General features: G+C 52.1%; 23 protein-coding genes and 2 pseudogenes. 16 read left to right on the top strand and 9 right to left on the bottom strand.

Annotation, left to right across the window (positions count from 1 at the left end; translation table 11 throughout):
• Positions 1–49 precede the first annotated feature (49 nt).
• The 6 genes from MRY16398_RS30765 (at position 50) to MRY16398_RS29090 (ending at position 2,847) form a co-directional block, all read left to right on the top strand.
• Positions 50–187, top strand: a complete 138-nt coding sequence (locus tag MRY16398_RS30765) for a hypothetical protein (protein ID WP_021243014.1) — start codon at positions 50–52, stop codon at positions 185–187.
• A 23-nt stretch (positions 188–210) separates the two neighbouring features.
• On the top strand, positions 211–672 hold the full coding sequence (msrB, locus tag MRY16398_RS29110) for a peptide-methionine (R)-S-oxide reductase MsrB (RefSeq protein WP_021243015.1): 462 nt from the start codon (positions 211–213) through the stop codon (positions 670–672).
• Positions 662–1,156: a peptide-methionine (S)-S-oxide reductase MsrA gene (gene msrA / locus MRY16398_RS29105; RefSeq protein ID WP_021243016.1), complete on the top strand. Its 495-nt coding sequence runs from the start codon at positions 662–664 to the stop codon at positions 1,154–1,156. The genes msrB and msrA overlap by 11 nt, the downstream gene beginning before the upstream one ends.
• Before the next feature lie 548 nt (positions 1,157–1,704).
• Positions 1,705–2,157: a hypothetical protein gene (locus tag MRY16398_RS29100; protein WP_125125741.1), complete on the top strand. Its 453-nt coding sequence runs from the start codon at positions 1,705–1,707 to the stop codon at positions 2,155–2,157.
• Between the two features lie 137 nt (positions 2,158–2,294).
• Positions 2,295–2,558 (top strand): hypothetical protein, encoded by a 264-nt coding sequence (locus MRY16398_RS29095; RefSeq protein WP_000072676.1) that lies wholly within the window; start codon positions 2,295–2,297, stop codon positions 2,556–2,558.
• Positions 2,548–2,847 (top strand): type II toxin-antitoxin system RelE/ParE family toxin, encoded by a 300-nt coding sequence (locus tag MRY16398_RS29090; protein ID WP_021243018.1) that lies wholly within the window; start codon positions 2,548–2,550, stop codon positions 2,845–2,847. The genes MRY16398_RS29095 and MRY16398_RS29090 overlap by 11 nt, the downstream gene beginning before the upstream one ends.
• Positions 2,848–2,908: 61 nt before the next feature.
• On the opposite strand, the gene MRY16398_RS29085 is transcribed toward MRY16398_RS29090, so the two are convergent.
• Complete coding sequence (locus MRY16398_RS29085) at positions 2,909–3,274, bottom strand: hypothetical protein (protein WP_021243019.1); 366 nt, start codon at positions 3,272–3,274, stop codon at positions 2,909–2,911.
• Between the two features lie 68 nt (positions 3,275–3,342).
• On the opposite strand from MRY16398_RS29085, the gene MRY16398_RS29080 reads away from it, so the two are divergent.
• A complete protein-coding gene (locus MRY16398_RS29080) occupies positions 3,343–3,522 on the top strand; it encodes a Rop family plasmid primer RNA-binding protein (RefSeq protein ID WP_021243020.1) in 180 nt (59 codons plus the stop codon).
• A gap of 30 nt (positions 3,523–3,552) precedes the next feature.
• On the opposite strand, the gene MRY16398_RS29075 is transcribed toward MRY16398_RS29080, so the two are convergent.
• From MRY16398_RS29075 to MRY16398_RS29060, 4 genes and pseudogenes are all read right to left on the bottom strand, one after another.
• Positions 3,553–3,816 (bottom strand): hypothetical protein, encoded by a 264-nt coding sequence (locus MRY16398_RS29075; RefSeq protein WP_021243021.1) that lies wholly within the window; start codon positions 3,814–3,816, stop codon positions 3,553–3,555.
• Positions 3,817–3,844: 28 nt separating this feature from the next.
• Positions 3,845–4,042 (bottom strand): annotated as a pseudogene (locus MRY16398_RS31355) (MobC family replication-relaxation protein); the annotation flags it as partial.
• A gap of 277 nt (positions 4,043–4,319) precedes the next feature.
• A complete protein-coding gene (locus MRY16398_RS29065) occupies positions 4,320–5,324 on the bottom strand; it encodes an IS110-like element IS4321 family transposase (RefSeq protein WP_032666413.1) in 1,005 nt (334 codons plus the stop codon).
• Positions 5,325–5,402: 78 nt separating this feature from the next.
• Positions 5,403–8,387, bottom strand: a complete 2,985-nt coding sequence (locus MRY16398_RS29060; protein WP_032666414.1) for a Tn3 family transposase — start codon at positions 8,385–8,387, stop codon at positions 5,403–5,405.
• Positions 8,388–8,546: 159 nt separating this feature from the next.
• Here MRY16398_RS29060 and MRY16398_RS29055 point away from each other — a divergent pair, with 159 nt between their 5' ends.
• The 4 genes from MRY16398_RS29055 to MRY16398_RS29040 all read left to right on the top strand — a co-directional run bounded on the left by MRY16398_RS29055 (position 8,547) and on the right by MRY16398_RS29040 (position 10,939).
• Positions 8,547–9,131 (top strand): recombinase family protein, encoded by a 585-nt coding sequence (locus tag MRY16398_RS29055; RefSeq protein ID WP_012695450.1) that lies wholly within the window; start codon positions 8,547–8,549, stop codon positions 9,129–9,131.
• Between the two features lie 184 nt (positions 9,132–9,315).
• Positions 9,316–9,873, top strand: a complete 558-nt coding sequence (locus MRY16398_RS29050) for an OsmC family protein (protein ID WP_000108589.1) — start codon at positions 9,316–9,318, stop codon at positions 9,871–9,873.
• Between the two features lie 141 nt (positions 9,874–10,014).
• Positions 10,015–10,596 (top strand): TetR/AcrR family transcriptional regulator, encoded by a 582-nt coding sequence (locus tag MRY16398_RS29045; RefSeq protein WP_020277920.1) that lies wholly within the window; start codon positions 10,015–10,017, stop codon positions 10,594–10,596.
• 4 nt (positions 10,597–10,600) lie between these two features.
• Positions 10,601–10,939, top strand: a complete 339-nt coding sequence (locus MRY16398_RS29040; protein ID WP_021242988.1) for a carboxymuconolactone decarboxylase family protein — start codon at positions 10,601–10,603, stop codon at positions 10,937–10,939.
• Between the two features lie 29 nt (positions 10,940–10,968).
• Here the strand turns inward: MRY16398_RS29040 and MRY16398_RS29035 are convergent, their stop codons facing one another.
• Complete coding sequence (locus MRY16398_RS29035) at positions 10,969–11,298, bottom strand: thioredoxin family protein (protein WP_021242987.1); 330 nt, start codon at positions 11,296–11,298, stop codon at positions 10,969–10,971.
• A gap of 213 nt (positions 11,299–11,511) precedes the next feature.
• Here MRY16398_RS29035 and MRY16398_RS29030 point away from each other — a divergent pair, with 213 nt between their 5' ends.
• The 3 genes and pseudogenes from MRY16398_RS29030 to MRY16398_RS29020 all read left to right on the top strand — a co-directional run.
• Positions 11,512–12,618 carry an alkene reductase gene (locus MRY16398_RS29030; RefSeq protein ID WP_021242986.1) on the top strand — a complete coding sequence of 369 codons (1,107 nt, stop codon included), beginning with the start codon at positions 11,512–11,514 and terminating at the stop codon, positions 12,616–12,618.
• Between the two features lie 65 nt (positions 12,619–12,683).
• Positions 12,684–13,385, top strand: a complete 702-nt coding sequence (locus tag MRY16398_RS29025) for a DsbA family oxidoreductase (RefSeq protein ID WP_001194072.1) — start codon at positions 12,684–12,686, stop codon at positions 13,383–13,385.
• Between the two features lie 65 nt (positions 13,386–13,450).
• Positions 13,451–14,146: pseudogene (locus MRY16398_RS29020) on the top strand (SDR family NAD(P)-dependent oxidoreductase); the annotation flags it as partial.
• Positions 14,147–14,179: 33 nt separating this feature from the next.
• Here MRY16398_RS29020 and MRY16398_RS29015 read toward each other — a convergent pair.
• Complete coding sequence (locus MRY16398_RS29015) at positions 14,180–17,188, bottom strand: Tn3 family transposase (RefSeq protein WP_001556712.1); 3,009 nt, start codon at positions 17,186–17,188, stop codon at positions 14,180–14,182.
• Positions 17,189–17,351: 163 nt separating this feature from the next.
• Here MRY16398_RS29015 and MRY16398_RS29010 point away from each other — a divergent pair, with 163 nt between their 5' ends.
• Together MRY16398_RS29010 and MRY16398_RS29005 are read left to right on the top strand one after the other, a co-directional pair.
• Positions 17,352–17,924, top strand: a complete 573-nt coding sequence (locus tag MRY16398_RS29010; RefSeq protein WP_001556711.1) for a recombinase family protein — start codon at positions 17,352–17,354, stop codon at positions 17,922–17,924.
• An 8-nt stretch (positions 17,925–17,932) separates the two neighbouring features.
• Positions 17,933–18,337: an ArsA-related P-loop ATPase gene (locus tag MRY16398_RS29005; RefSeq protein ID WP_004118313.1), complete on the top strand. Its 405-nt coding sequence runs from the start codon at positions 17,933–17,935 to the stop codon at positions 18,335–18,337.
• Between the two features lie 30 nt (positions 18,338–18,367).
• Here the strand turns inward: MRY16398_RS29005 and arsC are convergent, their stop codons facing one another.
• Positions 18,368–18,793 carry a glutaredoxin-dependent arsenate reductase gene (arsC, locus tag MRY16398_RS29000; RefSeq protein ID WP_000065758.1) on the bottom strand — a complete coding sequence of 142 codons (426 nt, stop codon included), beginning with the start codon at positions 18,791–18,793 and terminating at the stop codon, positions 18,368–18,370.
• A gap of 12 nt (positions 18,794–18,805) precedes the next feature.
• On the bottom strand, positions 18,806–20,095 hold the full coding sequence (arsB, locus tag MRY16398_RS28995; protein ID WP_000922630.1) for an arsenite efflux transporter membrane subunit ArsB: 1,290 nt from the start codon (positions 20,093–20,095) through the stop codon (positions 18,806–18,808).
• Positions 20,096–20,139: the final 44 nt, after the last annotated feature.

Here is a 20,139-nt window from a genome sequence, read left to right as displayed (position 1 = left end):
ATTTCTGGCCAGCAAATATGACACCACTCCCGGGTTCATGGTGAGAGGCATGGAAGCCGCCTTTCGGGCGGGGATCACTCCCCGCTACTTTTTAGAGCGCTACCTGGAAAATAAGTCGCTCCCCGCCAACCCGGACTTTGAAAAACACTATCTGGATCTTATTCATGAGCAGGACCCGTCCCGGTGAGTGAGATTTGTCAGGAGAGCGATATGAACAAACCGTATAAAAAAGACCCACAGACCATTCAGGCACTGACGGAACTGCAGTTCAGCGTCACCCAGAAAAGCGCCACTGAGCGCCCGTTTACCGGAGAATATGACGACCACTTTGAGGACGGACTGTACGTGGATATCGTCTCCGGTGAGCCACTGTTCTCGTCGAAGGACAAATTTGATTCGGGCTGTGGCTGGCCGGCATTCAGCAAACCAGTGGAAAACAACGTCCACAACCTGAGCGACCTCAGTCATGGCATGGTGCGTACTGAAGTGCGTTCCCGTCACGGTGACAGCCATCTGGGACACGTCTTCCCTGACGGGCCACAGGATACCGGTGGATTACGTTACTGCATTAACTCGGCTTCACTGCGTTTTATCCCGAAAGGCGCTCTGGAAACAGAAGGATACGGTGAATTTCTTCCCCTGTTTGAGAAAGGAGATAAGCATGAAAACTGATGTGGCAATCCTTGCCGGTGGTTGTTTCTGGGGTGTCCAGGAGCTGATCCGCAAACTCAATGGCGTGGTCAGCACCGAAGTGGGCTATACCGGCGGACGTAATGATAACCCGACATACCAGCACCACCCAGGACATGCGGAGGCGGTGAAGGTGGTGTATTCCCCGGATAAACTGAGCTACCGAAAACTACTGGAATATTTCTTTAGTATTCACAACCCTACAACAATACTTCGTCAGGGTAATGACGTCGGCTCAAGCTACCGCTCAGCCATCTTTTTCACCACAGAGGAGCAAAAGCAGCAGGCAAACCAGCTTATCCGTGAAATAGATGATTCAGGAGTCTGGCCCGGAGTCGTGGTGACAGAAGTAGAGCAGGCCGGTGAGTTCTGGTCTGCAGAGCCAGAGCATCAGGATTACCTGCAGCATAATCCCGACGGCTATACCTGCCATTTTGAACGACCTGACTGGACGCTTCCGGGATAAGTCACCGTCGCAGACTCGCAGCATTCAGCCCCGCCCATGTGCGGGGCTTTTTTGTTCATATGCAGAAACGAGAATGGGATCACAAACAAATTTCTTTAGTCCATTTCTTGCATACAAAACAATCAACATCCTGATTTTAAGGGGCATATTAGAAAAAAGATGAGGATGATTAGGGTCAAAGGGACAAAGGGACAATGTTTAGAATTATGCTGACCGTTATCGCAGGATCGTTATTTTACGGACTCTCGGCCAGTCTGTGTTTTGCCGGGCTTTTTCGCATACACGCCCCCAGTGCCTGCACAGCCTTCTGTCTGACTTATAACCCAACAGCCGGCTATGTCATGCTGGTTACCGGTATGACACTGTTTATCGTATTTTTGCTCAGCCTTTTCCGGACAACAAAAGCCCCTATTTAACATAAAGGCTTCATTGTACGCACCGCTAAAACGCGCTCAGGGCGATTTCAGCGCGAAGCCGGTGAAAACCACAGCTTACCCGGCGAAAACCCCGCAAAACTTGCCTGATGAATTCTGATGGCATGAATGGCTATGCACCGGACTGCATGGCGGCCCGTTTCAGTGCGTTTACCACCTGAAACCGCCAAAAAGCGCCCTTTTGCGCGGGAAATCTCTCATTTTCTCCCTGGAATACTCACAACAATCATAATTACTAGTAATGTTTTCTGTGTGTACGACAACTCTGTAATGCCTGAGGAATTAATGACCGGTTCAAACAACAAGACACGCGATATCACTAGCAACCGCAAGTATCTGATCAAGAATGCACGCGGCCAGGCAGCCTATAAAGCACGTATGCGCGAGGCGGGTTATAAGCAAATTGCGGTATGGGTACGAGAAGATGTCAGAGAGGCAGGACGACAAGCCGGACTGGAATCTGACGCGCTGTTGTCAGGGGCTGCGCAGCATGATCCATTAGGCTGGATGGTCGGTTTTGCTGAGGGACTCAGGCAGCGAGAAAAAAAAGACAGCAACCCGCAGTAAGCCTGCAAGACAGCACGAATAACAGAGAACAGCCAGTACAAGGAAGTAACGCTTCGCGTACCGGATTCAGCATATTTTTCAGGGAGTGTCCCTGCTAAACTCCTTCATGTCGACGCATCAACCCCGGAGGCTCTGTAATGAGCAATACCACACACTACGAAAACGCCAACTTCTTGCGGGAACTGGCCGAAAGTCTGCCCCGCATACTGCCGGAAGGTGGCCCGGACAAGGCAGCACTGTTGCAGCGCCTGGCTAACGAAGAACTGGCACAGGCCGAGTATGAAGATCAGGTTCGCGCCAAAGTGACTGCAGCCCGCGCTGATACACGCCCGGGCATGACCACGGAACAACTCCGCCAGCGGCTGCATGGTCGCTATCAGGAACTGCGTGATGCCGTATGACGTGGAATGGAAGCAGGGAGCCATCGAGGACGTAACGGCACTGTTTGACTACATCGCGGAAAATTCATCTCTGTGGGATGCGCGGAACGTCACCGATCGCGTTCTTGCGGCCGCAGACAAGCTGGCAGACTTTCCGCGTCTCTACGAAGTGGACTCACGCTATGGCGAGGACGTTCGCCGGATAAGCCTGATGGGACAGCATGTCCTCTATGATGTGAATGACCCGGCGCAGAAAATCCGGGTTCTGGCCGTAGTCGGCCAGCGCCAGAATCCCCACTCCGTCCGCTGATAACGGGTGACGGGGGCGCAATTCATTGCGTGGCCGTCGCCGGTTGGACAAGCGCAGCGCGTCAGCGCTTCCCCCATTGCCACCACCGGCGCGGTGTCTCTGCTGTCTCCGTTTTGTGTTCCAGTAGTCTCATGGCCTGCATTTCCTGCCGCAGCCCGGCCACCTCTTCCCGCAGCGCTTTTATCTCCGCAATCAGCGCCTCTGATACCGTTTTTTCAGTCTCATCCGGCAGTCTCAACCCGTCCCGATCATGAGTCTCAATCAGTCTTAACTCACCGTACACCCGGATAAGCTCGCTGGTATCTACGACACGACCACCATCAGCCTCCGTCCGGTATGATACGCGGCCTTTAGCCATATCCCGATACAGGGAACTTCGGGCTTTTCCCGTCAGTTCCGTGGCCTGTCTCACCGTCACCCACGCCATTGTCTCACCCCGCTATTTTTGAGACAGTATACCCGACAGGCGCACACCATGCCCGGAAGGAAAGAAACATGACGAAACAGGAAAAAACCGCTCTCAACATGGCAAAATTCATCAGGGATCAGTCGCTGCTGTTGCTGGAAAAGCTGAACGAACTGGATATGGATACCGCGGCCGACATGTGCGAACGGCTGCACGAGGACGCGGAAACGCTCTGGCTGGCAATGCGGGACCAGCTCGGGGAGGAATAACAGCACCGACGCGGCCGGTGCTGTCTGCCGTCATTTCATCAGACGACGCAGGCAAAGAAGGGTACCACCGATCAGGATCGCCGCCGTGCCTCCCTGCCCGAAATGCAGGAACAACCAGTCACGGATCGCCGGGTTCCTCGCCAGAAACTGCACGAACCCGTAGAGCAGCAGAAACACCGGCAGCACGCGCCAGAACAATTTCAGCAGATGCGCGGCCAGCACACACAGCCCTCCGGCCATCGCCCCGACCATAAGCAGGGCCTCCCGGCCCACAACCGCAATCCGGTTTGTCATAAAACACCTCATAAATGAATGATTAACCTCAGACCATGACCATGAATTTGAAGCAGGCAAACAGCCGTTCCCGGTCCAGCTCTGCCGTTTTTCGGGCCTCGCCGGTCTGTGGGTTCACGATTTCATCCACCGCCAAAATTGCCCGTTGCACCCGGACGAGCGTCGGCCTGTCCGGGCAGATGTACCAGATTTCATCGATGCCGTTCGCCCGGCGGTTGAACAGATAGGGGTCGTCTCAGAAAACGGAATCTATGGTCACTCCCGTTTTTGCAACACCGATTTTGACGACAAGTTGGCTTGCTTGAATCTATCCGGCGTCTGAATGGGATTTTATTCCCGCGCCTTGATGAGTTCCGCGCCTGATGAACCTCCAGAAAATATACGGCTTCAATGAGCCTTTCCGTTTTACAGGTTCCTCAACAGGCCGGTGGGCCGTTAGTATCATCAATATCAGTATTCGCAAAACCAGATCAGTAATTCTTTAAACCGGTGTATTTCTGCCGTTATGCTACATAAGTTTGCTGTCGTGCCGTTAGGGCCCAGGCTATTCTGGCCAGCTTGTTTGCCAGAGCACAAGTGACGACAAAGTTGCTTTTCCGGCACAGTAAATCCCTGACCCAATCGGCCAATTTGCCAGACTGGTGTTCCAGTTTTTGTATGAATACCCTGGCACATTGAACCAACAAAGTTCGGATCTTTTTATTACCTCGCTTACTAATTCCCAGCAATGTCGTCCTACCTCCCGTGCTGTACTGCCGAGGTACAAGCTCTGTTGCCGCCGCAAAGTCACGGCTGCTGGCGTACTGCTTCCCGTCGCCAATCTCAGTTGAAATAGTACTCGCTGTCAGTGTTCCGACGCAGGGAATGCTCAGCAAGCGCTGTCCAACCTCATCTTCGTCCAACTTTCGTTTCAACTGGGATTCCAAATCTTTAATCTGCTCAACAAGATAGTGATAATGCTGTTGTAATTTCAGCAATAACTGGCTGAGGTAAAGAGGCAAACTATTATCCTCAAGAATGGTACTCAGTCGGCTAATAACGGCAGCTCCTCGGGGAACGCTAATGCCAAATTCCAGCAGAAAAGCATGCATTTGATTGGTTGTTTTTACCTTATCCTGAACCAGGGATTCACGGACACGATGCAGAGCCCGCATTGCCTGCTGAGATTCCGTTCTGGGCTGCACAAAACGCATAGACGGACGCGATGCAGCTTCACAAATAGCTTCGGCGTCGACAAAGTCGTTTTTATTGCTTTTAACGAACGGGCGGACAAATTGTGGTGATATCAGCTTTGGGGAATGCCCCAACTCTTCCAACTTGCGTGCCATAAAGTGAGAACCGCCACAGGCTTCCATTGCGATGGTTGTAGCGGGGCATGTCGCCAAAAATTCGATCAACTTTGGCCGGGTAAATTTTTTACGGTAAACAGCCTTCCCGCGACGATCCTGGCAATGAATATGGAAAGAGTTTTTACCCAGATCGATACCAATGAGCGCAATGTTTTCCATGATAGTTCTCCGAATGAAAGCCTGTCCTCAGCATAGTACCGGGAAGGAGGGAGTGACCATCTCATTAATTATCCCACGCTAAGACTGTTTTTTGTACAAAGCGGTATCGACTGTACGTAATGAGCGGTATTTTCCGGATCCCAGCTTAAGATTATTACGCCAGACGTAATCTCCACTCAGATTGATATGTTCCCAGCCCAGGGGAGAAAGATGAGAGACCAGTTGCTCATTTATCGGGATACCCTTTCGTTTTAGTGACTCAATAGCTCTTTCTATATATACCGTGTTCCACAACGTGATCGCTGCTGTCAGTAATGTCAGCCCGCTGGCGCGATAACTCTGATTCTCCAGCCCACGATCCCTTATTTCACCCAGACGGTGCAAAAAGACCGCTCGCGCAAGGGCATTACGGGCCTCACCCTTATTCAGCCCCGCCTGCACGCGTCGGCGCAGACCGGGATCACGGAACCAGTCCAGCATAAATAGTGTCCGTTCGATGCGGCCAATCTCTCTCAGCGCTTTGGCAAGTCCATTCTGTTTTGGGTAACTGGCTAACTTTTTCATCATCAGTGATGCGGTGACTGTCCCCTGCTTAATCGAGGTTGCCAGGCGCAATACCTCATCCCAGTGCGACTCAATGTCTTTGATATTTAGGCAGGTTGTTGATATGACAGACTGAAGCCCCGGATAGCGCTCGGCCTTTCCATGAATAAACAGCCGCTTGTCATGAAGATCACGGATCCTTGGCGCAAAAGCGAATCCCAGCAGGTGCATCAGGGCGAAAACATGTTCAGTGAAGCCTGCGGTATCGGTGTAATGCTCGGTAATTTCCAGATCGCTTTCATGGTACAGCAGGCCATCAAGCACGTGGGTTGAGTCGCGCACCCGGCTGATCACTTTGGCGTAGAACGGGCTGTATTGGTCTGAGATATGCGTATAAATCTGCACGCCCGGCTCCTGACCATATTTAAGATTGACCTGACCGGCATAACGTCCGTGACTGCCTACCCGAAAGTTCTGCCCGTCTGACGACGATGTTGTCCCGTCGCCCCAGAATGCGGCCAGAGGCCGCTCTTTCTGTGCGTTGACCAGCTCGGCCAGTGCCGCTGAATAAGTTTCATCCCTGATGTACCATGCCTGAATACCTTCGAGTGACGATCTTGTGGCCCCAGGGCAGGATTCCGCCATTTTTGTCAGCCCAAGGTTGATGCCGTCAGCCAGAATGGTGGTCAGCAACAGTCTTCCGTCTTTTGGTCTGACGTTATTATTTTTGAGGTGCGCGAAGTGACGCGTAAATCCCGTCCAGCTATCAACTTCTTCCAGTATCTCCGTAATTTTCGGATGGGGAAGCATGCCATAGACCAAATCTGCAAAGGGCGAAACACCTGAAGGAACGCTGTTCTCCAGTGGAGTGATTTTTACGCCTTTATCTGAGATATCTACATCGGGCAAATCACCGGCAAGCGCCATCGCGTTAACTTCTTCCAGCCGAGATGCAAGAAGAGTCATACGGGCCTGAAGGTATGCCTGGCTATCGGTCTGAACGGCCAACTGTAACTGGTCATTATGTCGGGATTTCTCAAACTCAGCAGTCGGGATGAGATAATCATCAAAATTTTTGTAGCGGCGCGATCCTTTTACCCAGATATCACCGGAACGTAATGCACCCTTGAGTTCATTCAGTACGCAAAACTCGTAGTACTTGCGGTCGATGCCTGAAGGCGTGAGCACCAGTTTTCGCCAGCTTTCAGGGATAAACCCTGTTGGCGCTGATGGCGGCACTTTACGAAGTTGTTTACGGTACATTTCCGTTATGGTGTCCAGCGCATCGCTGAGCGCCTGCGCCGCAGGTGTCGCCATGAACTGCAATGCTGACAGCATACGCGGGGCATATTTACGCAACGTACTGTATTTTTCGGTGATCAGATGAAGCGCGTCGAAATTGCCCTTACGGGAAAGAAACCGCGTTTCTTCCACGCTGTTGATGAATTCCTGCCAGGGAAGGACATCTTCTATTGCAGTCCAGGGATCTTCCCCGGATTCTCTGGCGTTAAGTAACGCCTGCCCGACGGTAACGTACTGCTTCAGCTTGCTCTGAATAAGCTTTCTCGTTTGCTGGAGCCGTTCGGCCTGCGTGCGTTTTGCCCTGCTGAACAGACTACCCAGGATACGCTCGTGCAGATCAATCACTTCGTCAGTCAGGGTGGCCCTGGCCTCTGTTATTATACAAACCAGCGTAGCGTAACGTCTGACATCGGTGAATTTTGCCAGGTCCCTGCTGCTCATTTTCCGGCCCTCACGCGCCAGTTTAAGCAACCTGTTCTGGTGAACGGAAAGTGCAATACCATCAGGCAACCCCAGCGCAGCGATGGAATTAAGCCGGTCGATATGTTGCAGCACATTTTTACCGTTTATTTTACCCGGAGGCTGTAGCAGCCATGCCAGACGGGAAGGTTGTTCACCCTCTGATATGAGCAGGCTGTCGAGTGCTGATTTATGCTGCTTTTCCAGTTGCGCGGTAAGTGTCGAAAATACCGATCTGTTAGCGAGCGTGACGACTTCGGCAAGCGTCCGTTCGATCACTTCAACAGAAGGGAAAATAACATTATTGTTATGTAGCCAGCTGAGCATTTCTTCCGCCAGCATAAATCCTTTGTCAGTTCGCATGGCATAGGGGTGCAGATGACGGATACAGTCTTTTTGCATTGACCGGCTGAACGGGGATAGTTCCAGGTAGCGATAAAGTTCGGTCAGATGTTCCCAGCGGGTTTGCTCTCTGGATGCATATTCCGGCCATAAATCAGGCTGAAGTTTCAGTCGGGAAGCAACCCTGGATACAACGCCATTGTGAGGAGCACTGCTTTTGTCCGGAATAAATCCAGGTCCACGCAGATAACAGAGTAATACAGCAAAGCCCAGGCGATTCGCTGGCCTTCGGTGCTTATTAATGAGCGCAATATCCGGTTCGTTCAGAAAACACATTCGGGTCAGAATAATTTCATCATCTGGTATAACCAGTAAGCGTTCCTGCTCTTCGCTGCTCAGTATCTGTCGCCGTGGCATAAATGCCTCCCTCGCGTATAGTTTTCATCTGTTATTTGTTCGCTGTGACCGAAACCGGTCGGTTTCGTACACCACTTACAGCACATGTCCGAAACTTAGTGAAATTAATTTCGGACACACGTTATAATTCGGACATCCATTTCGTACGGAAAGTTTCCCATGTCACGTGTTTTTGCCTACTGCAGGGTCTCAACTCTGGAACAGACCACAGAAAACCAGCGTCGTGAAATTGAAGCGGCGGGTTTTGCCATCAGATCCCAACGACTTATTGAGGAGCATATCAGTGGCTCGGTTGCTGCCAGCGAACGCCCCGGATTTATCCGGTTGCTAGATCGCATGGAAAATGGGGATGTACTGATTGTCACCAAACTTGACCGTCTGGGTCGTAATGCGATGGATATCCGAAAAACAGTAGAGCAACTGGCGGCTTTAGATATTCGCGTTCATTGTCTCGCACTCGGAGGCGTTGACTTGACCAGTCCGGCCGGAAAAATGACTATGCAGGTAATTTCTGCTGTAGCGGAGTTTGAGCGGGATTTGCTGCTTGAGCGAACGTATTCAGGTATTGCGAGGGCAAAAGCGGCTGGAAAACGCTTCGGTCGCCCCCCCATCCTGAGCGAGGAACAAAAGCAAACAGTGACAGAGCGCCTAAATGCTGGCATCAGTATCAGTGCTATTGCCCGGGAATTTAATACCACCCGCCAGACTATCCTTCGGGTAAAGGCTGGATTGCTGCAAGAGTGAGCGGCTGGGAAGATTATAAAAAAATCAAATGGTTATTATGAAATAAAACAGCCTGCTGGGTTCTTTTCCCCCTATTTTTTATAAAAGAGTAGACAAAAGAGGTTCGCGACACTAATCTACCAACTAGATGATTGGTGCTGGTTACACCAGCTATACCTTTTATCAAGAAATTACAGGAGCCATTATGTCTACTACCGTTAAACCTTCTGCAGACGCAGCTGCGATCCACAATACCCGTGAAGCAGTTCGCAGCCAGCCTGGCCTGGGTAACCTGACTTTCCAGATGAAAGCCCGTTCCAGCGGCGGATTAACCGTTCGCACAGAGACCGGCGCCACAATCCAGAACGGCGTTATCGATACCAGCCGTGTGGGGAAATTTTCTAATATCGGTGATGAACCCGCAGGTTTACTCGGCACCGATACCGGCATGAGCCCGACTGAATACATCATGCAGGCGCTGGCTGGCTGTTATACCGCCACCCTTACCATGATGGCTGCTGAAAAAGGGATCGACCTGGACGGTATCGAGCTGGATCTTAATTTCGATATCAACCTCAACGGCTTCCTTGGGCTGGACAGCAACGTGCGTAAAGGTGCGAAATCTATTCGCGTCGATGTTCACCTTACGAGCAAGACCGCCAGTCGCGAGGAGTTAGAAGCGCTGGTCAGCGAAATGCAAAAGAATTCGCCAATCCACGATACTCTGGCTAATCCGGTTGAAATGATTACACGCCTGGCGTGATGTCAGAGATGTAATGCTGCCATTCAGAATGCAGGATGGCAGTGACGTTCAGCTCTGCACGATACTGAGTCAGTGATACAACTTGCTACGGAAAAATAGCAACAATATAATCTATCAACTAGTAGATTATATGGAGTAATTATGACAACCATGACACGGGAACGGCTGCTCAGCGAAGCAGAACACCTGATGCGCGAAAAAGGGTATTCAGTATTCAGCTATGCTGATTTATCAAAAATAGTGGGTATCACCAAGGCCAGTATTCATCACCATTTCCCGACCAAAGATATTCTGGGTGAGCAGGTGGTAATACAGGCGTTCTCTGATACACAACGCGTATTTGAGCAGATAGAGGCGACTGAGAAAAGCGCGGAGAGAAGAATTGCGGCTTACATCGATATCTTCGCGCAAAGCCATAAAGCTTCGCTACTGCCACTGTGTTGTGCGTTGTCAGCAGAGACCGCCAATCTGCCTCAGGCAATTACTGTACAGACATCACTTTATTTCGATATGCAAATCGAGTGGCTCACAAAAGTCGTCAGGGCGGGCATGGAGTCAGGTGAGTTTTCATCCCATGCCGAACCATCAGATATTGCTTTGATGATCATTAATGTCTGTGAAGGCTCAAGCGTAGTGGCGCATGCAACGGCCAGACCCGAAGTCTTCGCCAACAGCCTTAAGTATATAAAACTGCTTCTTAATACCCCTCATTCAGGAGAATGACACTATGCTGGACTGGAACAACTATCGCTCAGAGTTAATGCAACGTTTAGGCGAGTTGGGCAAACTGACCCCCGAGACCATGAAAGGCGTGGTTGCCCTGGGCAACGCAGGTAACAAAACTGACCTTTTGGGCGCAAAAGTGCGTGAACTCATTGCCCTGGCGTGCGCAGTCACAACCCACTGCGACGGCTGTATTGCTTTTCACGCCGACGCCGCTGTGAAAGCCGGTGCAACCGACGCTGAAATTGCTGAAGCGCTGGGCGTGGCGATTAACCTCAACGCTGGCGCGGCGGTCATTTATTCAGCCCGCACTCTGGATGCCGTCGGTCAGGCACGCGGTTAAGCATTAATAAATTCCACGTTAAAAGGGCATTACTGCCCTTTTTTTATGTCCGCAATAGCCTGAGCATATACCGATGCAGGTTTCACACCCGGTATGCGTTTAACTAATTGCCCTTCATGAAATATCAGCACAGACGGCAGCCCCCAGATCTCGTATTTGGTTGTCAGCACCGGCGCCTGATCTACATTGACTTTCCCCACCTGAATATCTCTATCGAGCCGGTCTGCAAACTGACTGAACATTTCTTCGCTGGCCTGACAGGGCGGACACCAGGGTGCAGAGAAACGTACCACCGATATTCCGTTGTACTGCTCTATCTGGCGGAAATTATCTTCGTTATAAGCTGTTAATGTACGCATGGTGATGACCTCGCAAAATGAGTGACAATTCAGAAATGGCTGCGTTATGACAAAAAAATACGACACAGCCATTGACCTACCTACTAGATGGTTGGTATATTGCCACCCATCAGATGTTTATGCAACTCCAGTGCGCGACGTCCAGTCGATGATACTGCCGGGCTGTGCAAATCCCTGCCGGGATACTCCTTTTTGTTTTTTGTGAGGTATACGATGAGTAAGCTTTTCACCCCCTACAATCTGTCTGGCCTGGCGTTAAAAAACCGTGTAGTCATGGCACCGATGACCCGCACCCGCACCATGAATGACGTGCCGGATGAGGTCGTGGCTTTGTACTATGCACAGCGTGCTTCTGCTGGCCTGCTCATCACCGAAGGGATGCCGGTTTCAGAAGAAGGCCGGGGTTACCTTTATACCCCTGGTATCTACAACGACGAACACGTCCAGGGCTGGCGTAAGGTGACACAAGCGGTTCACGCCAAAGGTGGCCGTATTTTCGCGCAGCTCTGGCACGTCGGCCGTATGTCTCACGTCTCTCTTCAGCCAGGCCACATAGCGCCGGTTTCAGCGGGCACCGTTCAGGCGGTCAATACCACCGTTTTTGCGCTGACCGAATCCGGAGAACCGGGCCCGGTTGTACCAAGCCAGCCACGCGCGCTGGAAACGCATGAAGTTAAACGCATCACTGCAGACTTCGTGCACTCCGCACGCCTGGCGATGGAAGCCGGCTTTGACGGCGTGGAAATCATGGCGGCAAACGGATTCATCTTTGACCAGTTCCTCAGTAGCGAACTGAACACCCGCACCGACGAATACGGCGGCTCGGTGGAAAATCGTCAGCGTTTCCTGCTGGAGACCATTGACGCCGTGGCGGAAGCCGTGGGTAACAGCCACGTTGCCGTGCGCCTGTCACCGTTCGGCCGCATTTATGACCTCGCGCCGTATGAAGGTGAAGAGCAAACCTGGTCAGCCATCACCGACGCGCTCGGTCAGCGGGAACTGGCCTACGTACACCTTTACTATCAGCCGGTGTACATCAAAGCGCCACTTCCGGAAGGCTTCCGCCGCCGTTTTCGCAACACGTTTAAAGGCACCATCATCGCTGCCGGCGGTTTTACCCGTGATATCGCAGAGCAGGCTCTGGAAGATGATGAGCTGGATCTGGTGGCATTTGGTGTGCCCTACATCGCTAACCCGGATCTGGTTGAAAGAATGCAAAACGGCTGGCCACTGGCAGAAAGTGACCGCGCCACCTACTACGGCGTCAGTGGTTCCCCGGAAAAAGGCTATACCGATTACCCGGTCTGGCAGGCGCAATAAATCCCATACGGTCGCGGTTCTCTGATAAGTGAGATCCGACCGCCCAACGTCTTTGAGGAATCATTATGCAAACGCTGAAACCCACCCTTACCATCGATATCTGGTCAGATTTGGTCTGCCCGTGGTGCTGGATTGCTAAAAAAAGATTTGAACAGGGTCTGAATCGCTTTGAATTTCGCGACCAGGTGGTGATCCGCCATCACAGCTACCGTCTGGCCGGTGGTACTCCCGCGATGCCTTTTAAGGATGCCATCGTTAAAAAGCTGGGCAGTCAGCATTCAGCGGAGCTGATGATGAATCAGGTGGGCACCGCCGGTAAATCTGAAGGTCTGATCTACAACTTCGACGGCATGATGTTTGGTGATACAGAAGATGCACACACCCTGCTGGTTGCCGCGCGTAAGGCCGGAATTGCGGACGCGGTGGAAGAACGTTTTTATCATGGCAGTATCACCGAAGGTCGCTCTCTCTTTGACCGTCAGCAGCTCGTTGCCATGGCCGTAGAAGCCGGTATGCCGAAAGCTGACGCTGAAGCCGCCCTGGAAAATGACGATTTTCGCGCCACCGTTTCCGACGATGAAGCCCACGCACAGTCTATTGGCCTCAGCGGCGTTCCGGTTTTTGTGATGAACGAAAAATATGCCATCAGCGGGGCTCAGGCAGCAGATAACTTTTTGAATGCCCTGCGTCAGGTCTGGGATGAACAGCAAACCGAATTTTCAGCCACTGCGGGTCAGACCTGCGGAACGGATGGCTGCAGTATTTAATCCGTCAACCGCCGGCAGTTTCACGCTGCCGGCAACGTCTTACCCACCAGTAATGGAGTCAGAAAATGAACACTTTTTTCAAAGGTAAAAAACTGCTCGTCGTCGGCGGTACCAGCGGCATGGGCCTGGCCGTGGCACGCATGGTACTGGAAGCGGGCGGCAGTGTCGTGCTGACCGGGAATAAAAAAGACAAAGCCGAAGCGGTGCAAAAAGAACTGAGCCCTCTGGGACCGGTTGCGGTCATCGCGGCGAACCTGATGACCGAAGAAGGTATGGAAACTATCCGTCGGGAAATTAATGCCCGCCACCGCGATATCAGCCTGATGGTGAATGCCGCCGGGATCTTCATGCCGAAAGGCTTTACCGAGCACAGCTTTGCCGATTATGACATGTATCTTGCGCTGAACCGCGCCACGTTCTTTATTACGCAGGATGTCGTGAAGAACATGCTTGCCGCGAAGATCGAAGGGTCTATCGTCAATGTCGGTTCGATTGGCGCCCAGGCAGCACTCGGTGACTCGCCGGCCTCGGCCTATTCAATGGCAAAAGCGGGTCTGCATGCCCTGACGCGTAATCTGGCGATTGAGCTGGCCAGCGCGGGTATTCGTGTCAACGCTGTGTCTCCCGGGATTGTTCATACGCCGATATACGAAGGCTTCATGGACAAAGCGGATATCGCAGATGCTATGAAGTCGCTGAACGATTTCCACCCGCTGGGACGCGTCGGAACTGCCGAAGATGTGGCAAACACTATTCTCTTCGGGGTTTGAGAGCCAATGGAACGAAAACGTACGCTAAGAAGTTAATTCATTGTTTAAATTGAAATTTAGTTCTCTCAGTTCCCCCTTCAAAATATCCTCCGGTAGCGTAAACGTATAATGCCCCAGCATATTGATATGCCCGTGCATCAGTGGGGACAACCGGGCGATATCTTCAACCCCGATTTCTTCTCCATTACTGCGTATCCAGCTCAGGGCTTCCTGCATATAAAGTGTGTTCCACAGCACCACTGCGTTAGTGACCAGGCCCAGTGCCCCCAGCTGATCTTCCTGACCTTCACGATAGCGCTTTCTGATCTCACCGCGCTGCCCGTAGCAGATCGCCCTCGCCACAGCATGGCGGCCTTCCCCCCGGTTTAGCTGCGTCAGGATCCGCCGACGATAATCCTCATCATCAATATAATTAAGAAGGTACAGCGTCTTGTTGACGCGCCCCACTTCCATGATCGCCTGTGCCAGCCCTGATGGGCGCGAGCTTTTCAGCAAAGAGCGAATGAGTTCTGAAGCATGAATGGTGCCCAGTTTCAGCGAACCGGCGGTTCGCATCATCTCATCCCACTGATCCTCGGCTTTCGACAGATCGGCACAACCACGTGCCAGTTCGTCCAGTGCACCGTAATTTGCCGATTTATCCACTCGCCAGAATACCGCTTCACCGGCATCGGCAAGCCGGGGGGAAAACTGGTATCCCAGCAGCCAGAAGAGGCCAAAAATAATGTCGCTGGTACCGGCTGTGTCTGTCATGATCTCAACCGGATTCAGCCCTGTCTGCTGCTCCAGAAGGCCTTCCAGCACAAAAATGGAATCTCGTAATGTGCCGGGGACAACGATGCCGTGGAATCCAGAGTACTGATCAGAGACGAAGTTGTACCAGGTGATGCCACGTCCGGAACCAAAATATTTTCTGTTAGGTCCTGAATTGACGGTTTTCACCGGCGTGACAAAGCGCATGCCATCAGCTGAAGCCACTTCGCCACCACCCCAGCGGCCAGCAAGCTCCAGTGTGGACTGAAAATCAACCAGGCGGGCATTGGCGCTGACCAGCGTTTCTGCCCGGAGGTAATTCTGTTTTACCCAGCTAAGCCGGTGGCGCGTCAGCGCCGGTATATTGTGCTTTATCAGCGGTTCCAGCCCGATATTGCAGGCCTCTGCCATCAGGACCGCGCACAGGCTGATGTGCAGATCCTGTGCCCGGGCCCCGGATTCACTGACATGCGTAAACTCACGTGTAAATCCCGTTCTGGCATCTATTTCAAGCAACAGTTCCGTCAAATCTACTGGCGGGAGTAGCAGCCTTACCCGACTGTTGAGACGATGCAACGATGTTGGCTCCTCCAGTTTCTCCAGGCTGCTGATAGTCAGGGAAGGATGTTTACCGTCATGGCAAATATGAACCTCCGCATTTCCTTCAAAGCGGGATGCGACGGTTTTCCAGGTTTCATCTAGCTGGACCGCCAACTGTTGCACGCCTTTATGTCCATCAGTGGGATGTCCCAGCGCCCGGCAAACGGGGACCCGCTGAGCCTGCCATTCTTCCCCCTGCAACAGCTTCTCGCGGGGATTTCCCCAGCGATCGCTGTTTTCGAGCCAGATGTCCCTTCGACGTAGTGCATCCTGAAGGCGCTCCAGCAGACAAAGCGAGTAACCGGCACGCTGTATCCGGCCCTCCGCATCGTATACCAGGCGTTTCCAGGGGCCGGTAATAATATGTTCAGGCGCATTGTCCAGGATGCGCTTTTTCGAGCCGTTCAGTTCGGTCAGATAATGAATGGCGGACAACGTATGTTCTCCGGCTGGCGCTGCCTGGAAATGCAGGTCGCGCAATACCGCCGGAAGAAAGCGCTTTACCCGCCCGTACTGCTCCACCATTTCGTCATGGAAATTGTTGTTCTGAGGCCGGGCCAGCTCATTTACCTTGCTGACGGATTCTGCCAGCCTGCTTTTCGGTATGCTGTTGAATATGGTCTCCCTCAGTTCAGCATCGTCAGCCTGTTCATCCAGCAACAATGAACATGCCCGCGCCAATATTAGCGCAGCACGATCAAGATCTTTAAGCGTCCTGAGCCGTTTTTTCTGCCCCGTTTTCTTCGCCGCACGAGTGATATCCAGTATCAGCATATCGAGCACATCAACGGCCTCATCCAGCGCCGCAGTCTCCTGCGCTTTAACGAATGCTGTGAGTACGGCCAGTTTTCTCTGCTGTGGCATTCGCGCGATATATTTTACCGACGCCATGCCTGCGTAACGGGCCAAATTACGCAGTTGTATAGCAGGCAGACCGGTAAAATTCAGTCGGGAAAATTCCAGGTTTCGCAGCCGGATATACCGCTCCAGCGCTTCGGTAAATGCCGGGCCGCTGACGGTGACCGGTCCCTTTTTCAGTTGCTCCAGCGGTGAAGTACGCTGCCCCTCAGGAATGTCCAGAAGCTCCGTCACGCGGGCGGTCTGCCAGCTGTCCGGCAACGCGGCCAGTTTCTTCCACAGCCGCTGATTTGCCCGTTCGCGTATTTCACTGACGAGACGTACAAGTGTGGTTGCTCCGGGCAGCAGGACCTTATTCTGAAGCAGCCACGCGGTGGCAAAATCAAACATAAGGCCGGGTCGCTCATTACTGAGCCATGCGCGGGTGTACAGCAGGCGCTTCAGGCGGAAAGACCAGGGGAAATCGCCAAATTCATGGTAACCGTAATATTCCTTAATCAGCGCAGTATGCTCTCTGAGGGTGGTAACCCGTTCTGCGTAGCGGGTAAGGACTTCCGGACGGCGAATATTAAGCTGCACCGCGACAAATTGCTGAACACCTGGCAGAACCCGGGTTAAGTCTGTCAGAAAGGTGCCCAGAAAACGGGCGGTGGTGAGCTGAAGCGCAATTCCCAGCCGGTTATGCCTTCCCCGCCGCTGGTTAATGAAGGCAAGATCCCGCTCATCAAGATGAAAATAGCGCGCCAGCTGCACGTCATTGGGTTCTGCAACATAGCGACCATAATTCAGTTCCTGCTCAGTGGTCAGAAAATCGACGGGCATACCGGCCTCCCTGCCTGATGGTCATGAATTAACAATTTCGCAACCGTCCGAAATATTATAAATTCTCGGACACACTAAAATGGTGTTGTCTAGGTGTCTATTAAATCGATTTTTTGTTATAACAGACACCCACTGTCCGATATTTGATTTAGGATACATTTTTATGCGACTTTTTGGTTACGCACGGGTATCAACAAGCCAGCAGTCCCTCGATATTCAGATCAAGGGGCTTAAAGAGGCGGGGGTGAAAGCCAGTCGCATATTTACCGACAAAGCATCCGGCAGTTCTACCGACAGGAAAGGACTGGATCTGCTGCGAATGAAGGTGGAGGAAGGTGACGTCATCCTGGTGAAGAAACTCGACCGGCTTGGCCGCGACACTGCCGATATGATCCAACTGATAAAAGAATTCGACGCTCAGGGAGTCGCGGTCCGATTCATAGACGACGGGATCAGCACCGACGGTGAAATGGGGAAAATGGTTGTGACCATTCTTTCAGCTGTAGCCCAGGCCGAACGCAGGAGGATTCTGGAGCGTACGAACGAAGGACGGCAGGAGGCCAGGCTGAAAGGTATCCGGTTTGGCCGAAAGCGCATCATCGACAGAAATAGTGTACTGGCACTTCATCAGCAGGGAACTGGTGCAACAGATATTGCCCGCCGGCTCAGTATTGCCCGTTCCACTGTTTATAAAATTCTGGAAGATGAGAGCCGGGTTAATCTGAGCAAAATTTGAGGACGAACATGAGTGATGTAAAGGCATTCAACAATTGCATGAGTGTGTTCTGGCGACAGCATGAAGCCGAATTCTCTCGCTTTCTGACATCGAAGACAGGTGATAGCGAAAAAGCAGCAGACCCGGAGAAGACGAAGGTGATTATCGTGACGCTTGCCGAAACGACACCTGTACTGGAAGCCGCTAACCTGCAGCAGGATCTACGCCGAGCTGGCATCGAGCCGTGGGCATGGGTCGTTAATAACAGCCTGGCAGCTGCTCAACCGTCTTCGCCTTTCCTGAAGATCAGGGCGAACCGCGAGCTGCCTCTCATCTCTGATGTGGAAGAGCAGTATGCAAAGCGTATTGCATTAACAGCGCTACAGAGCGAAGAGCCGGTTGGTATTGACCTGCTGGAAGAAATGGCGAAGTAATAATGAAGGGGGCAAATGCCCCCTTCGTCTTTATTTCAGTCTTTTACCTGAATCATCAACGACTTTTTCACCGTCTTCCTTGGTGAAAGCCGCTTTCTGGGCATCTGGAAGGATATCGAGAACAACCTCTGAAGGACGGCAAAGTTTAGTTCCCAGTGGCGTCACTACGATCGGACGGTTGATCAGAATCGGATGCTGTAGCATAAAGTCGATGAGCTGGTCGTCAGTAAATTTATCTTCTGCAAGACCCAGTTCCTCATACGGCTCGACGTTCTTACGCAGCAAAGCCCGGACGGAAATGCCCATATCCGCAATGAGTTTGAGCAGCTCATCGCGTGAAGGTGGAGTCTCAAGGTAAAGAATAACGGTCGGCTCGATACCGCTGTTGCGGATCATCTCCAGCGTATTACGCGACGTGCCGCAGGCTGGGTTGTGATAAATGGTGATGTTGCTCATATCAGTATCTCATTACAAAGTGAAAGAGAGACGTAGCGCCAGCGCGGCCAGCGTTACAAACAGCACAGGCAGAGTCATGACGATCCCGGTGCGGAAATAGTATCCCCATGTGATGGTCATGTTCTTCTGTGAAAGGACATGCAGCCAGAGCAACGTTGCCAGGCTACCAATAGGTGTAATTTTCGGTCCAAGATCGCAGCCAATCACGTTGGCAAAAATCATCGCCTCTTTGATAACGCCTGTTGCAGTGCTGCCATCAATAGAGAGAGCACCAACCAGCACGGTAGGCATATTGTTCATGATGGAAGAGAGGAAAGCCGTCAGGAAGCCAGTACCAAACGTCGCGGCCCAAAGTCCTTTATCTGCCAGCACGTTCAACACACCGGAGAGGTATTCTGTTAGTCCGGCATTACGCAGACCATAGACCACCAGATACATTCCCAGAGAGAATATGACGATCTGCCATGGCGCACCGCGAAGCACTTTGCCAGTGTTAATGGCATGGCCTCGCTTCGCCACCGCAAACAGAATGACAGCCCCTACAGCAGCAATCGCACTGACCGGGATACCCAACGGCTCAAGGACGAAAAAGCCAACCAGAAGAAGGATCAACACTATCCAGCCGGTTCTGAAGGTTGCCAGATCTTTAATCGCTTTTGCCGGTGCTTTCAGGAGAGCCAGGTCGTAAGTTGGCGGAATATCTTTGCGGAAGAACAGATGCAGCATCACCAGCGTGGCGATAATGGCTGCGATATCCACCGGCACCATTACCGACGCATACTCAGTGAAACCCAGCCCAAAGAAGTCTGCAGAAACGATGTTAACCAGGTTGGACACGATAAGCGGCAGACTGGCCGTATCGGCAATAAACCCGGCGGCCATGACAAATGCCAGCGTAGTGCCTTTGCTGAAACCTAATGCAAGCAGCATGGCGATAACAATTGGCGTCAGAATCAATGCCGCACCATCGTTGGCAAACAGTGCCGCCACCGCTGCGCCGAGCAAAACGATATAGGTAAACAGCAAACGCCCGCGACCGTTACCCCAACGTGAAACGTGCAGCGCCGCCCATTCGAAAAAGCCCGATTCATCGAGCAGAAGGCTGATAATAATCACGGCAATAAAGGTCGCCGTCGCATTCCAGACAATATTCCACACTACAGGGATATCACCAAAATGGACTACGCCAGAGATCAGCGCCAGTACCGCGCCCAGCGTCGCACTCCAGCCGATCCCTAATCCCTTCGGTTGCCAGATAACCAAAACGATGGTCAGGACAAAAATAGCGCCTGCCAGTAACATAAATCCTCCAGACAGGACGGCTTTGCCGCCCTGTATATACAAAA

The sequence above is a fragment of the Phytobacter sp. MRY16-398 genome, assembly GCF_003925915.1.
Taxonomy (GTDB): Bacteria; Pseudomonadota; Gammaproteobacteria; order Enterobacterales; family Enterobacteriaceae; genus Phytobacter; species Phytobacter diazotrophicus.
Note: the sequence above shows the minus strand (reverse complement) of the source record. Positions and strands in the feature narration are given on the sequence as shown.

Coding starts and splice junctions, on each gene's coding strand:
- MRY16398_RS30765 (WP_021243014.1), top strand. CDS start 50: ATGGAAGCCGCCTTTCGGGCGGGGATCACTCCCCGCTACTTTTTAGAG.
- msrB (WP_021243015.1), top strand. CDS start 211: ATGAACAAACCGTATAAAAAAGACCCACAGACCATTCAGGCACTGACG.
- msrA (WP_021243016.1), top strand. CDS start 662: ATGAAAACTGATGTGGCAATCCTTGCCGGTGGTTGTTTCTGGGGTGTC.
- MRY16398_RS29100 (WP_125125741.1), top strand. CDS start 1,705: ATGCACCGGACTGCATGGCGGCCCGTTTCAGTGCGTTTACCACCTGAA.
- MRY16398_RS29095 (WP_000072676.1), top strand. CDS start 2,295: ATGAGCAATACCACACACTACGAAAACGCCAACTTCTTGCGGGAACTG.
- MRY16398_RS29090 (WP_021243018.1), top strand. CDS start 2,548: ATGCCGTATGACGTGGAATGGAAGCAGGGAGCCATCGAGGACGTAACG.
- MRY16398_RS29085 (WP_021243019.1), bottom strand. CDS start 3,274: ATGGCGTGGGTGACGGTGAGACAGGCCACGGAACTGACGGGAAAAGCC.
- MRY16398_RS29080 (WP_021243020.1), top strand. CDS start 3,343: ATGACGAAACAGGAAAAAACCGCTCTCAACATGGCAAAATTCATCAGG.
- MRY16398_RS29075 (WP_021243021.1), bottom strand. CDS start 3,816: ATGACAAACCGGATTGCGGTTGTGGGCCGGGAGGCCCTGCTTATGGTC.
- MRY16398_RS29065 (WP_032666413.1), bottom strand. CDS start 5,324: ATGGAAAACATTGCGCTCATTGGTATCGATCTGGGTAAAAACTCTTTC.
- MRY16398_RS29060 (WP_032666414.1), bottom strand. CDS start 8,387: ATGCCACGGCGACAGATACTGAGCAGCGAAGAGCAGGAACGCTTACTG.
- MRY16398_RS29055 (WP_012695450.1), top strand. CDS start 8,547: ATGTCACGTGTTTTTGCCTACTGCAGGGTCTCAACTCTGGAACAGACC.
- MRY16398_RS29050 (WP_000108589.1), top strand. CDS start 9,316: ATGTCTACTACCGTTAAACCTTCTGCAGACGCAGCTGCGATCCACAAT.
- MRY16398_RS29045 (WP_020277920.1), top strand. CDS start 10,015: ATGACAACCATGACACGGGAACGGCTGCTCAGCGAAGCAGAACACCTG.
- MRY16398_RS29040 (WP_021242988.1), top strand. CDS start 10,601: ATGCTGGACTGGAACAACTATCGCTCAGAGTTAATGCAACGTTTAGGC.
- MRY16398_RS29035 (WP_021242987.1), bottom strand. CDS start 11,298: ATGCGTACATTAACAGCTTATAACGAAGATAATTTCCGCCAGATAGAG.
- MRY16398_RS29030 (WP_021242986.1), top strand. CDS start 11,512: ATGAGTAAGCTTTTCACCCCCTACAATCTGTCTGGCCTGGCGTTAAAA.
- MRY16398_RS29025 (WP_001194072.1), top strand. CDS start 12,684: ATGCAAACGCTGAAACCCACCCTTACCATCGATATCTGGTCAGATTTG.
- MRY16398_RS29015 (WP_001556712.1), bottom strand. CDS start 17,188: ATGCCCGTCGATTTTCTGACCACTGAGCAGGAACTGAATTATGGTCGC.
- MRY16398_RS29010 (WP_001556711.1), top strand. CDS start 17,352: ATGCGACTTTTTGGTTACGCACGGGTATCAACAAGCCAGCAGTCCCTC.
- MRY16398_RS29005 (WP_004118313.1), top strand. CDS start 17,933: ATGAGTGATGTAAAGGCATTCAACAATTGCATGAGTGTGTTCTGGCGA.
- arsC (WP_000065758.1), bottom strand. CDS start 18,793: ATGAGCAACATCACCATTTATCACAACCCAGCCTGCGGCACGTCGCGT.
- arsB (WP_000922630.1), bottom strand. CDS start 20,095: ATGTTACTGGCAGGCGCTATTTTTGTCCTGACCATCGTTTTGGTTATC.